Annotated in this window: 11 protein-coding genes; 4 read left to right on the top strand and 7 right to left on the bottom strand. The window is 35.9% G+C overall.

Annotated elements, in window-relative coordinates; genetic code table 11:
* Positions 1 to 117: 117 nt before the first annotated feature.
* Positions 118 to 1,224: a TolB-like translocation protein gene (locus ACIQZA_RS23775; RefSeq protein ID WP_402884273.1), complete on the top strand. Its 1,107-nt coding sequence runs from the start codon at positions 118 to 120 to the stop codon at positions 1,222 to 1,224.
* A 769-nt stretch (positions 1,225 to 1,993) separates the two neighbouring features.
* Here ACIQZA_RS23775 and ACIQZA_RS23770 read toward each other — a convergent pair.
* The 5 genes from ACIQZA_RS23770 to ACIQZA_RS23750 all read right to left on the bottom strand — a co-directional run bounded on the left by ACIQZA_RS23770 (position 1,994) and on the right by ACIQZA_RS23750 (position 7,208).
* Positions 1,994 to 2,440, bottom strand: coding sequence for a YfmQ family protein (locus ACIQZA_RS23770; protein ID WP_402884275.1), 447 nt, complete (start codon positions 2,438 to 2,440; stop codon positions 1,994 to 1,996).
* Between the two features lie 204 nt (positions 2,441 to 2,644).
* Positions 2,645 to 4,075 carry a MocR-like pyridoxine biosynthesis transcription factor PdxR gene (gene pdxR, locus ACIQZA_RS23765; protein ID WP_402884277.1) on the bottom strand — a complete coding sequence of 477 codons (1,431 nt, stop codon included), beginning with the start codon at positions 4,073 to 4,075 and terminating at the stop codon, positions 2,645 to 2,647.
* 241 nt (positions 4,076 to 4,316) lie between these two features.
* The gene (locus tag ACIQZA_RS23760; RefSeq protein ID WP_402884304.1) at positions 4,317 to 5,108 is read right to left on the bottom strand and encodes a putative hydro-lyase; all 792 of its coding nucleotides are present in this window, start codon (positions 5,106 to 5,108) and stop codon (positions 4,317 to 4,319) included.
* A gap of 77 nt (positions 5,109 to 5,185) precedes the next feature.
* A complete protein-coding gene (locus tag ACIQZA_RS23755) occupies positions 5,186 to 6,403 on the bottom strand; it encodes an NRAMP family divalent metal transporter (RefSeq protein ID WP_400936855.1) in 1,218 nt (405 codons plus the stop codon).
* A 40-nt stretch (positions 6,404 to 6,443) separates the two neighbouring features.
* On the bottom strand, positions 6,444 to 7,208 hold the full coding sequence (locus ACIQZA_RS23750; protein ID WP_402884279.1) for a LamB/YcsF family protein: 765 nt from the start codon (positions 7,206 to 7,208) through the stop codon (positions 6,444 to 6,446).
* A 273-nt stretch (positions 7,209 to 7,481) separates the two neighbouring features.
* Here ACIQZA_RS23750 and pxpB point away from each other — a divergent pair, with 273 nt between their 5' ends.
* Positions 7,482 to 8,222, top strand: coding sequence for a 5-oxoprolinase subunit PxpB (gene pxpB / locus ACIQZA_RS23745; RefSeq protein WP_400936689.1), 741 nt, complete (start codon positions 7,482 to 7,484; stop codon positions 8,220 to 8,222).
* Positions 8,213 to 9,202, top strand: a complete 990-nt coding sequence (locus ACIQZA_RS23740) for a 5-oxoprolinase subunit C family protein (RefSeq protein ID WP_402884280.1) — start codon at positions 8,213 to 8,215, stop codon at positions 9,200 to 9,202. The genes pxpB and ACIQZA_RS23740 overlap by 10 nt, the downstream gene beginning before the upstream one ends.
* A 317-nt stretch (positions 9,203 to 9,519) precedes the next feature.
* Here ACIQZA_RS23740 and ACIQZA_RS23735 read toward each other — a convergent pair whose 3' ends face one another.
* Together ACIQZA_RS23735 and ACIQZA_RS23730 are read right to left on the bottom strand one after the other, a co-directional pair.
* The gene (locus tag ACIQZA_RS23735; RefSeq protein ID WP_402884281.1) at positions 9,520 to 10,278 is read right to left on the bottom strand and encodes an IclR family transcriptional regulator; all 759 of its coding nucleotides are present in this window, start codon (positions 10,276 to 10,278) and stop codon (positions 9,520 to 9,522) included.
* A 360-nt stretch (positions 10,279 to 10,638) separates the two neighbouring features.
* Complete coding sequence (locus ACIQZA_RS23730; protein WP_402884283.1) at positions 10,639 to 11,202, bottom strand: hypothetical protein; 564 nt, start codon at positions 11,200 to 11,202, stop codon at positions 10,639 to 10,641.
* Between the two features lie 731 nt (positions 11,203 to 11,933).
* Here ACIQZA_RS23730 and ACIQZA_RS23725 point away from each other — a divergent pair.
* Positions 11,934 to 14,027, top strand: coding sequence for a hypothetical protein (locus ACIQZA_RS23725; RefSeq protein WP_402884284.1), 2,094 nt, complete (start codon positions 11,934 to 11,936; stop codon positions 14,025 to 14,027).
* The last annotated feature ends 80 nt before the right edge of the window (positions 14,028 to 14,107 follow it).

The following is a 14,107-nucleotide window of genomic DNA, read 5'->3' as shown; positions in this document are numbered from 1 at the left end:
CTGTATAAATTTAAGAAATAACTGAGTTTCTTATCAAAATAATATGTAGTATTTTGATAGTTATTGGTATGTGATAATACAATTTCTAAAAAAACTTCGCAAAGGATGAAGTGCATAATGTATAGATCTGTTTGTAAATACAGGAAAAAAACAATAGGTACTTCTGTTATCATTTTTTTATCGTTAGTATTAGTTTTGTTTGGATGTCAAAAGAAAGAAGATACCAGCCAACCTGTTGGTGATCCACCTGTTAGTGATCAGCATGTTGATGATAATGAAGAACTCATTGTTTCTGTATTTGATAAGGAAGGCAAAAGTAGTGTAGTGGAGATAAATCCTGAAAAAAATGTAGAAAACGAATTAGTTAATAATGAAGAGGTTTGGTTACATGCATCACTTTCAGACAATAAACAATATCTTGCCTATACAAGTGCAAAAGGTGAAGGACCTTGGGAGATTTATTTATTAGACAGAAACGATAAAAAAACTTATCAAGTTACAAATGATACTTTAGGACAACTTATTCCTAGATTTGGTGATAACAACACCATCTACAGTGAAATACTAGGGGCAACATTCCCTGTATCCAAGATTTCGAAAATAGATGTGAAAAAGAAGAATTCTATTGTATTTGATACAAAACAACCTGACCGTGCTGTAGAAATGTATGATACTTCTAAAGACAAAATTATTGGTGCATTTGTCTCTGAAGAAGAGAATACAGCAAGAAGGAAGGCTGCAAATGATGCTGGTGTACCTTTAGGGCAAATTGTCTATTCAATATATGAAATGAATTTAGATGGCTCTGACATGAATTTGGTAACGAATATAAAAGCCGTCAATATTGATTCGATGGCATATGGACCTAATGGGAATACTGTTATTCTTGGAGGGGCAAATATAAATGAAGATGAAGGAAGCGGCATTTATCAGTTATCTCTTACAGACAAAACATTAACTACCATATTAACAGATCAAATGATTAATAAAAGTAAAAATCCCCTATTATCAGAGATTGGTCAAAGAAGGCTAGCGGTATTGTCAAAAAATGAGCGATTTATTTATTTTTCGGGTATACCTAAAAATGCAGCAGATGTTAGTTTTGACGGTATAATTTCTAAAATACAATGTATCTATAAGTATGACTTGGATAATAAAGAAATAACGAAAGTATATGAGTATAAAAAACCAGCTTTTATTACGGATATGACGGTTACATATTAAAGTATGCAGTTGTTCAGTCAAAACAAAATCCATTAATAAAAGCTACTAGATGTATTATAGATGTATGGACATACCTCGGTTAAACAATAGCGTTGAGAGTAGGAAATTGCTTGTCTAACCATGTGATAAAGGAACGATTCTATCGATTAAATTTGATACCATCTTGTTTCTTCATTTCCATGATTACATCGCTACACGCTCTTATATACTCTTTCGCTTCCAGCTTATCCCTCTATAAGTAGCCATCTTTTGGTCTTTACCTCGATGTTTTCTGTGCTTTGATGGGATGTTTTCACCTCCTTGTTCTTTCAAGATATAAGATTGTTCGGTCCTTTACTTTTGTTAGAAAGCTACTATGACCTCTGCTGACTTCTCTTGATTCATCCGATTATCACTAATCCGATTGTTAATCCAATAATCCTCAAGAGACCTCCCCGGTAGCGCCAACGAAGCGGCAGCAACAACAACAGCACGATGTTAAGTTGTTAGCCTGAGATTCCTCTATTTCAGCGAGTGTTTAGACACCTGCTGAAATGGAGCTTAAATTCGCATTCATCTACAGCCCTTGACATAGAAGTAAAGCCCTAGTTTAAAGAAGTTTTTACATCTAGTATTAAGTGCTGAGATGAGTAGCAATATAATCCCGACTTTTTTGTCAAAAAAATCCCCCATTCAATTAAATTGGAAGACAATTTCGACTTAATGTTTCAGGGTATTAAAAAGGGATTCTACGTCAGTGACCGAATCCCTAATTTTCGAAAACCTTATTTTAATGGTTTGCATTTGTAGTTAAAGCTGCGAAATTTTGTAAATGTTCAGAACTAATACTATATGAAACAATCTTCTCGTTGTATTCCTTGACTACATCAACGTGGTTGTCGTAACTAAAAACAAAGAAATTAACATCTTTTTTGCCTCTTTTTACGTTCATGATAAATGGAGTAACATTAGTCTCTGGTTGTAAAAATAATTTTTCATTACCTGGAAATATATAATGTTTTTTCAAAAAGGAAGCTTTATTAAAATAATCTGTAAATCTATTTTTTTCTTCCTCATCTAAATTCTTTCCATTAAATGTTACCGTAACATCTTTTGAATCAAGTTTTTTATGAAGTTCAAATTTACTTACTCCCCACCCCACAGCTATACTGGGAGGGCTCATTAACAATTTAAGAATAGATCCAATCACTAGCGTAATAATCAATCCTGTTGTCATACCATACCAACTCTTTCAAAAATTTTATCATTTTAATAGCAATTACTCTATTATTACCTTCAGTTCACCTTGTTTGCATAAAAATAATTAGTAATTAGGCTATATCGATGTTTTAACATCCACCTCTTCATGATAAGGGATTTATATTTATTATAACCATCCAATTCGATGCTTTTTTGACCATCCATTTAACCATCCAATTGTCTATAAACTATTAAGGGCTTCTGCAAACCTTTTAATTCCTTCGTCGATTGAGTCTTCATCTTCCTTGGCGAAAGTAAAACGGACAAACCCAACTTTAGATCCCAGTGTAGAACCAGGAACAAAAATGACGCCTCTTTTAATGGATTCTTCAAGCAATTGGGTTTCATTATAATTTTTAAGTATTTTACACCATATATGAATGCCACCTTGAGGAATAGAATATTCCACCTGATCTTTTAAATAAGTATCAAGGCTTTTTATAATTTTATCTCTCCTTTTTTCTAATTCCTTAATTAACCTTTTTATATGAATATGAAAATTTTCTGATTCTAAAAAATCATTCGCTATCCATTGTGTATAGCTAGAATGACCGAAGTCGATTTGTTGTTTCGCATCGGATAACCTTTCAATCACCGATGTTGGACCAATAATCCACCCTATTCTTAATCCTGAGGCAACAATTTTGGACAAAGAACTAATGTATAATACGTTGCCATTCCTATCCATTGATTTAAGGGTAGAGATTTTCTCTCCTGAAAAAGCTGTTAAACTATAGGGATCATCTTCTACTACTGGAATTCCAAGCTTTGAGGATATGTCTAAAATCGCTTCTTTTTTCTTTTTATTCAATAAGGAGCCCGTTGGATTTTGAAAATATGGATTTAAAAAAATCATTTTGATTCGGTGTTTTTTATATAATGACTGCAAATCTTCTGGGTTTATTCCATCCTTATCGACAGGTAGATAATGTATTTGTATACCTACCGATCTGAAAATTGGAAGATTATAATTGTACGAAGGATCTTCTATTGCTATTGCATCTCCAGGCTTTAACAAACATTGTACAATTAAATGTAATGCTTGTTGCGCTCCTGATGTTATAAGTATTGAAGAAGGATTGGTTTCGATTCCCCGACTTTTTTTCACGTGTTTTGCTATGGTAGTTCTAAGGATTTCATTCCCCTGTGGATGATCGTATCCTAAGCTTCCTGTAAAAGATCGTGTTGACGTTATTTCGCTTAAAAATCTTTTTGGGAAAAGTTCTTCTGACAATTCACCGGAAGCTAAATTTATTAATTTATGTTCAACAGCTTCTTTTCTTATTTTTTGCGTGACAGGTTGACTCGGTAAAAAAGAACCCGCCTCAATATACCTATTCCAACTAGGAATCCGTTTTTTTGTTATACCCCATATATCTTTACTAATGGTAGTACCGCTTCCTCTAGTCCTTTCAATTAACCCCATCGATTCTAATTCGTCATATGCATGAACGACAGTACTTCTGTTTAAAAGTAGAGCACTCGCTAAATATCTCTCTGATGGCAATGGTTTATCAGGTGGAAATGTACCATCTGCAATTCCCTTTTCAATATATTCTGCTAGTTGTTTATAGATAGCTTTTTTCGCTTTTCTATCAGGTTTCCAATCCATATATACACACCTCATTAGTTCCTTCAAACTTGCGCTTTCTTCTTATAATAAAAAATTATATATTAATATTATTTCAATTGTAATGAACCATTCACTTCATTGTAATTTTAGCCATCCACTTAAAAAATCAAAGCTGGTGAAATTTTACTCTTCGTAAAATCTCACCAGCTTTTTAGATTTCAGAAATTGGTTTTGTCCATCCTCTTGACGCTTACTATAAATAGATGTCTTCGATCATACCTTAAAGTATGCTCAAGCTTGTTTCCTTTATATCAGTGATTAGCATATGACCCGGTGCATGGGTAATTATAATAGAAGGTTTACTTTCCATTGCTACTGCCTGAGGGGTTACGCCACAAGCCCAAAATACTGGTATTTCCCCCGGCTTAATGGACACGGCATCACCGAAATCTGGTTTTGAAATATCCGTAATCCCTATTTGTGCTGGATTACCAATATGAATTGGTGCACCGTGTACATTTGGAAAGCGCGAAGTAATTTGGATTGCACGAATCGCATCCTCTGGTGTCATAGGGCGCATACTGACAACAGTTGGTCCTTCAAATACACCTGCTTTTTCACACGCGATATTTGTTTTATACATTGGCACATTACAGTTTTCTTGACTATGTCTTATTGGAATACCTGCTTCAAGAAGAGGTGTTTCAAATGTAAAGCTACAACCTATTAAAAAACCTACCATATCCTCTTCCCAATAATCTGTAATATCTAATACTTCTTCCGTTAAAATACCATCTCGATAAATACGATATTTCGGAATGTCCTTGCGAATATCTGCATTTTTAGCAATTTTTGAAGGTATAAATGATCCAGGTTCTGTCACGTCTAATAATGGGCATGGCTTTGGATTTCGCTGACAAAATAGTAGAAAGTCAAACGCATGCTCCTTCTTCAAAATCACTAAATTTGCTTGTGTAAACCCAATCGACATGCCAGAAGTTGGTCCAGAAATTTCTTGATTGCGAATACGTTTACGGATTTCATTCGGCTCTAAAGCACTATATGTTGTCATCATTAATTCACTCCTTATAAAATAACCATCCATGAAAAGATGCTCATGGATGGATGGATGGTTGGTTGGTTGTTAGATTAACTAAAAATTTTTGGAATTTCTTCAATTAATGTATTAATGCTGAGATATCCCATAAGTACAACTACAATTGCTCCAGTTACAGTTAACCAACGTGGATGCTTATATGTACCAACAATTTCTTTTTTGTGTGCAGCAACTAATATAATGCCAAGTGATAATGGTAAAACCAGTGCATTTAATGCACCTACTAAAATTAACACATTAACAGGCTTTCCAACCAAGGAAAAAGTTGTTGTTGAAATGACGATAAATGCTATAATCACCCAATTATGATATTTCTCAATGCTAGGGTGGAATGAACGAATAAATGAAACAGATGTATAAGCTGCACCTACAACAGAAGTAATCGCTGCAGCCCACATAATCATACCAAACATACGATAACCAATATTACCCGCAGCTAGTTGAAATACAGATGCAGGTGGATTCGCAGGATCAATAACTAAACCTTTTGAAACAACACCAAGAACCGCTAAAAATAAAGCAATACGCATTACGCCTGTAATTAAAATCCCTGTCACAGAGCTTTTTGTTACTTCTGGCAATGATTCTTGTCCTTTGATGCCAGCGTCCAAAAGGCGGTGACCACCAGCAAAAGTAATATAACCTCCAACTGATCCACCAACTAAAGTTACAATCGCAAACCAGCTAATTTCTTTAGGCCAAACGGTGTTCACAATCGCTTCTCCTACAGGTGGTGACGTTTTAAAAGCAACGAATAGCATGAGTAAAATCATGACACCGCCAGCAATTTGCGCAACCTTGTCCATTGCCTTTCCTGCTTCTTTATAGATAAATATAAAAATAGCAAAAAGTGCACTTACAATGGCCCCCATAATTGGATCTACGCCAAGCATTGCATTTAACCCTAATCCAGCTCCAGCAACGTTCCCAATATTGAATGCTAAACCACCTGTAACAATCATAATCGCAAGGAGCACACCTAATCCAGGTAACACCTTATTGGCAATTTCTTGCCCTCGCAAGCCAGAAACAGCAATGATTCGCCAAACGTTTACCTGTGCGACAATGTCTAGAATTAATGAAATTAAAATGACAAATCCAAAGCTAGCCGCTAATTGCTGTGTAAATACTGTCGTTTGTGTTAAAAAACCTGGTCCGATAGATGAGGTAGCCATTAAAAAGGCAGCTCCTATTAACACACTTTTACTTGCTGTTTTCTTAACAAATTTACCTTTTTTCTCTTGCTCGATTACTACTTCACTAACTTCCGTTATTTTTGCTCCCATTGGACTACCCCTCCTTGATTGCACGTACTGATATTTGATGTTCTGCTAATCTTGAATGAATATATTTTGCAAATTCTACAGCATGTTCCCCGTCCCCATGAATACAAATAGTATTTGCCTGTAATGGTATTTCGATTTGTTGTTGTGACAGCACAATTCCCTCTTTCACCATTCTCACAACCTGTGTCACAGCTTGTTCCTTATCGGTAATCAATGCATCAGGTTGTTTACGGGATGTTAAAGAACCATCCTTTTGATAGGTACGATCTGCAAACACTTCATGGGCTGTTTGAAGCCCTACTTTTTCTCCGGCTTTTGTTAATTCACTACCTGAAAGACCGAATAACACAAGTGAAGGTGAAATATCATAAATGGCTTGTGCAATTGCCTCAGCAATTGCCGGTTCTTTAGCAGCCATATTATAAAGTGCACCATGTGGCTTAACATGCTGCATAGTTTCATTGTAAGTCGATAGAAAACCTTGCAATGCTCCCACTTGATAAACAACCATATCATAGGCTTCCTGTGGTGTGATGTTCATCTCACGTCGTCCAAAGCCATTTAAATCCGGTAAGCCTGGATGTGCCCCAATCTTCACACCATTAGCAATGGCTAGCTTAACTGTCTCTCGCATAACAGTTGGATCTCCAGCATGGAATCCACAAGCAATATTAGCAGAGGTTACATATTTTAAGATTTCTTCTTGCTCTCCAAGTCGATAACGACCAAAACTTTCCCCTAAATCACAGTTTAAATCAACTCGAAACATCTTCTTCCCCCATTTTCTTCCCACTAAAATAGTTACACTGAATACGTTTACAACTATTTTGTACCGATATTCGGAACTTGAGTTTTGAAATTTAAAAAAATCTTAACATATTTTATTATTACTGAAAAGTATAAATTTAAAATTTTGAGAAAGAATTTTTTTTTTGAAATTTTCATTTAAATTAAACTTGTTTTCGTTTATTGTTTAAATATAATATTTATCCGTTATTTAAAACTTACATACCGAATTATGAAACTCCAGGAGATGGTTTTTATGATGAATTTAAAAGAGAATGTACAGATAAGACCTTTGAGTGATTCTGCACTAGTCATTCATGTAGGTGAAGGAATCAGTGAGGCAATTCACAACAAAGTTAAAATTATATTGAACTTATTAGAGAGAAATCCATTTGAAGGATTCATCGAGGTTGTGCCTGCCTATAATAGTGTGACGGTTTATTACAATCCGATTGAAGTATACTTTTCAACTATAGGAAAAGAAGGCGAAATGCCTTACGAAAAGGTGAAAGCAACAATTCTTTCTTTAATGAATCAATCTCACATAGTTGAAACAACAAAGGAACGTGTCGTAAAAATCCCTGTAGTATATGGTGGTGAAATGGGACCCGATTTAGAATTTGTAGCCTCTTATCATGGTTTAACACCTAATGAAGTTATTAAAATTCACTCTTCTGTAGAATATCTAGTTTACATGATAGGTTTTGCTCCAGGTTTTCCGTTTATGGGAGGAATGGACAAACAAATAGCAACACCTCGTAAAGAAACTCCACGGTTATCGATTTCTCCGGGATCTGTTGGAATTGCGGGAAATCAAACAGGTATTTACCCATTAGAAACTCCAGGGGGATGGCAAATCATCGGACGAACACCTTCTCGTTTGTTTCTACCTGAACAATCTCCTCCAACCTTATTACAACCGGGTGATCGAATTCAGTTTGTACCAATTTCGTTGGAAGAATATAAGAACGACTGGGAGATGAAAACATGGGCATAAAAGTATTACAGCCAGGTATGCTGGCAACCATTCAAGACCTAGGAAGATATGGGTTACAAAAGTTTGGTGTTATCGTCGGAGGAGCAATGGATTCTATTTCCTTACGAATTGCAAATTTACTTGTCGGAAATTCAGAAGGAGAAGGCGCTCTTGAGGTGACACTATATGGAACAACTCTTTTATTTGAAACAGATGAACTGATTGCAATTACAGGGGGCAATTTACAACCTACAATAGACGGCAAAGAAGCACCAATGTGGCGACCACTGTTAATTCAAAAAGGATCTGTTTTAAAATTTAATACTGCGATTAGTGGTTGCCGAGCCTATGTATCGTTTAGTGGCGGAATTCAAGTGCCCGAAGTGATGAGCAGTAAAAGTACCTATATACGTGCTGGAATTGGAGGATATAACGGAAGAAAATTGCTGAAGAATGATGTCTTTGAATTAGATAGACGATCAGAGTTAGGAGAGGATATTTTTGAACAATTAAAAAAAGAACCAACGTACCTTCCTTGGTCAGCTGATTACACATCCTTTGTTACATTTAAAAAAACGCAAACAATCCGCTTCATAAGGGGCTCTGAATATGAACATTTCGATGAGGAAAGTTTAAAAAAATTCCTTTCAACGCCTTACACCATCACAACCCACGCAGATCGAATGGGCTACCGATTAGATGGAGAGGCTATTCAATTAAAAGAGCCATTTGAATTATTATCCGAAGGGGTTACATTTGGAACGATTCAAGTGCCCTCTAGTGGGCAACCTATTATTTTAATGGCAGATCGTCAAACTACTGGTGGATATCCTAAAATAGCTCAAGTGATTTCTGCCGATTTACCATCATTAGCACAAATGCAAGCGAATGGTCGAGTCTATTTTAAAGAGGTCTCTCTTGAAGAAGCTCAATTGGCATTAATACATCAAGAAAAAAAACGAAATGAATTAGCATTTGGGCTCCGTTTAAAAAGGTTATAGCATATTTAGATAAAAATATTTCCTAAAAATTAGGCTTTTCACCAAACCGTGTGGTTGATTTCCGTTCCGACTGGGCGCTTTGCCGCTGACGCTTCGCTTTCGCGCAGAGCAGAGCTTCCTGGGGGCGTCCGATGAGCCGCTTCACTCGCGTTGCTCGCTCCAGGGTCTCATCTGTGACGCTGATCCCCAAGGAGTCGCCCAGTCTCCACTACAATCAACTAAATTACAGTGCATATATTTTAAAAAATGTCATCCATAAATTATCAACTCCAACGCAAAATGGGTAATCTCAAATGACTTTTGAGACTACCCATTTTTTATAGCTGTTCATACCCCAATTGTTTAGAAATCTCTGCGGTAGCCTTCTTAAGTTTATCGACGAAGATTTCAACGTTTTCCCCTCGATAATTCGTTTCTAGTCCCGCAATACTCATTGCTGCAACGACTTCTCCTTTATGATCGTAAATCGGTGCTGCAACAGCAGATGTATGATTTTCTAATTCTGAATGGCTGATTGTATAACCAAGTTCTCTAGCCTGCACAATCGTTTCAAAAAGCTTTTCCTTTTCTGTAATCGTCCCCTTTGCAAATGATTTAAGTTCTACCGATTCGAAATATTCCTTTATGTCTGCATCCGGTAAAAAGGATAATACAGCACGAGGGCATGCCCCTGCATAAAGAGGACTTTTTCTACCAATTGCTGTGTAGAGTCGAACTTTTTGCTTCGTATCTATTTTCTCGATATATACAGCATCGTCACCATCACGAACGATTAAATTAATCGCTTCTTTCACATCATTATGTAGCTCATTCATAATTGGTTCTGCAATTTTCCGCACATCTAGACGCATTGATACTAGATGTCCAAATTTAAGGAAGAGAATGCCTAACCGATATTTTGCATCAGTTCCCTTTTCTAAAAAATCCATTTCCTCGAAAGATTTCAACATGCGGAAAGCAGAAGTTTTAGGGATTCCTGATAACTCAATTACTTCTTGAAATGACAGTTCATTATGTTCGATAAATAAATTTAAAATATCCATTGAACGGATAACCGTTTTATTATTATTTGTCAATTTACGTTTTCTCTCCCTTCTAAACTATATAATCTAATCATATAATTTTTCTTTTCTTAAATAATAATTATACCTAACATCTTACTGTTTTTATATACCCTGGCTCTTCAGCAAAATGTGGGGTTGATTTCCGTTCCGGCTGGGCGCTTTGTTACTGTCACTTACGGGTAACGTCGAAAACCTGTTTTTCAAATAGGTTAAATTTGGTGGAAAATGCTTTTAGTTCTCAATGTTTCTAGAGTGACTGGAATATGAAAAACGGACAGCATCGGTTCCAGGCCATCATCCCAGCTTATACCATAATTCACTTGCAAATCAATATATAACAAATAGACCCCCCGTCACGGAATAGTCTTTTAATTAATATTTTTTACTAGGATAATCAATAGAATTTGCTATCTCAATAAGCACGTCAGATGTTACTTTATCAGAAACATCTTGATCAATACTAAACACATACTGCCAATCATCTCTTTCAAAGACTAACATATCAAAACCGAATTTTGGATTTTTTATATATACTGCAGCACTTCCATTTTTCAATTTAAATACATTTGATATATACTTTTCAAATGGAATTTTATGCTGAATTGGTCGAACATTAATTTTAAAATGATTATGAGGGAATTGATCACTGATCATTGTCACTTCAAATTCGTCATTCATATCGTCATCCATATTACTAAATCTTCCAAAATGATGGGTAAAACTTATTGGTGGTACTCTAAGTGGTAGCTTAAGTTCTTTATTAAAATGTTTTTCAAAATCTTTTAATGCAGATTCTACAGTTTTATATCCTACTTCAGGAAAAAATTCTTCAAAAGGTTGTGGTGAATCACTTGATTTTGCATCCACTGTTTCATAAATGGTTATATTAATTAATACGCAACCTAATGACAATAATATAAGGAAATATTTATTCATTTTATCCTCCTAAAAATTTTATTTAGGAATATTTTCTCCAATTGAATAGTTAATATGCTTCTTATCTCCATATTATGTTGTTCTTCTTATCAACAGTTTTATTTACATCTAAGGAAGTTTTCTCAGGCATCTAGTCCTCCACAAATTTATTAACAGGCACAAAAAAACCATCGATTATGAACTGCTCCCCAATTGTTAGACACACAATCTAACAATTGGAGGTGCAGTTCATTTTACGAGTGGTTTTTGTAATTTATATATCTCTAATTGCTTTTTTTGAACAAGCAACTTCAGCGTTGGAGTTGGATCACCAACATTCTCCCAATGCATTTACATTAATCTAGGTTCTCGAAAAACCAATGATTATGCACTGCTGACAATAAGTCCTCTCTTGTGAAGTTCCGTCATAAATGGATTATTTTCTACCTTAATTACAACAGATTCGCCTAGGTCTAGTGCATTAGCCAAACTAACAATATGAGTGGATTATGTAGATCACCGTACTCCTTATTATATATTCTCACACCTTCCTTCTTGTATTTCTCGGGAAATAATCAGATTATTCCCACATTTTTATTCACTGTATTTATTTTACTATTTATAGTGTCATATTTATAGTTTCTGCTGCATATATAATACTCGAAACACATTTTCCATTTTTTTACGTAGCATTGTGGCTCTTGGGATTGAGGAAGAAAGACAAAAAAATAATAAACATGGAGGTAATACAGATGGATCAAAACAAAACGAACGAACCAAAAGTAAAAGCCATTACCCCTTCCAGTTTAGGAGAATTTCCCCTCGCACCAATTAGTGGCTTATATGTATGGAGTGAACAGCAAATCCGTGAGGAACTTCGCATCGATGTAGACGGATACTACCCACAAATGGTAGCAAGCGGCACTATTATTTCAAACATGTCTTCTACTATTCATTGGATTGCTAAGTTAACAGCGAATGGTCCAGATACTTGGACAGGCAATATTCGAAATAAATACTTAGACGACATACAATCATTTCCTTATACAAATGTAAAAATACAAGTAACACGCGGTTCATTACCTGAACAGCATACTGCAGAAGTCGCGTTTCTGATTGGAGGGGAGACAGACAGAACTAGCACGTTCCAGTTTCAATCTCCTTACTTCCACCCTGTGGAATTTGAATTTGATGCTGAAGTAGATACAACACCAGTTACTACCTATCAAACTCACGCTCATCCAGACAAGCCTACATCTTTGCCGGATGAAACTTTATCAATTTCAGAGGTTTTTAAACGCACTGGGTTTGATGTAAAAATATCAGACGGTAATAATATTGTTTCCAAAGACTATGCAGGGACTGATAAAAAGTGGAACACTCAAGAGATGCATGATGCCATGCAAGTATATTGGTCACACTTTGATAATAAGCCCCAATGGTCCATGTGGACATTCTTTGCAAATTCGGAAGCTGAAGAAGGCCATGGTCTAGGCGGTATTATGTTTGATAGCATAGGTCCGAATCATCGTCAAGGGACTGCCATTTTTAATAATTCATTTATTGCCGATCCACCTAAAGGTGACCCCGCTCCTGAGGCTTTTGTACAGCGCTATCGTTTTTGGTGTGCTTGCCATGAGATGGGACATGCTTTTAATCTGCTGCACTCTTGGCAAAAACACCTAGGTTATCCTTGGGAACCTTTGGAGCGCCCTCTTACCCCAGAACCAAAGGCTCTAAGCTTTATGAATTATCCTTACAATTTTGATAGTAAAACTGGTGGCAAAGCGTTCTTTAAAAACTTTGAGTATCGTTTTAGTGATCAAGAACTGTTGTTTATGCGACACGCACCTGAGCGCTTCGTACAAATGGGTAATGCTGACTGGGCTGTAGATCATGGTTTTGAGCAATCCAACATTTCTATTCACCCTTCTTTTAATCTTGAATTGAGGGTTAACCGTAAATCACCTATATTCCAATGGTTAGAACCTACAGTTATTGAAATCAAACTAACGAATACTTCGAACCAACCTCAGTCAATCAATAAACATTTATTGTCTGACTTATACGGAATGTCTGTAATGGTTAAAAAAGATGGAAAACAAGGACGGCGATTACTACCTCATGTTCAATATTTGTGGAACAAAGAGAACAAGGTAATAATGCCTGGTGAATCACTGTACGAAACTATTTTCGCGTCTGTAGGGAAAAATGGCTGGTTAATTGATGACCCAGGATTTTATAACATTCAAGTAGCTATGCAAATAAACGGCCATAACATCGTATCAAATAACTTAAGACTTCGAGTTTTACCACCTACAGGATACGATCAGGAATTCCTTGCTCAAGACTATTTCTCTGAAGAAGTAGGACGTGTTCTTGCCTTCGATGGCAGTCGTTATCTTGACAAAGGAAACGATATCCTTCGTGAGATAACTGAAAAACTTCCTGACCATGCTGTTGCTCTTCACGCTCATATCGCTCTTGCTAAACCATTGGCTTTCGATTATCAATTCCTTGACTTCACAGGTAACACAGATACAAGAGGTAAAATTAAACTAATACCTGCCCAACCAGATGAGGCACGTAAACAGTTTACTTCTGCGTTAACTAAACACAACCAAATTGCTGCTAAGACACTTTCTAATATTGATTATCATGAATATATGGGAACATACAGTGAATTTCTAAGTAACCAAGAAGAAAACAAGGAAGCTGCACAGGTACAAAATGTCCTTTATCAAACGCTGTCTGAACGGAATGTGCTAGATAGTGTATTACAAAACATCAAAGATCGCCGTGAAAACTATGAACAAAAGGAAAATGAATTTTCTACGAACATATAATATTTCCACTTAAATAAGCTGCTTTCAATCTGAATACAAATAGAAAACCGTCATTGCGAAAAAAGGTTGATCGAAATGAC

The organism is Lysinibacillus sp. NPDC096382 (assembly GCF_044762845.1).
Lineage (GTDB): Bacteria > Bacillota > Bacilli > Bacillales_A > Planococcaceae > Lysinibacillus.
Note: the sequence above shows the minus strand (reverse complement) of the source record. Positions and strands in the feature narration are given on the sequence as shown.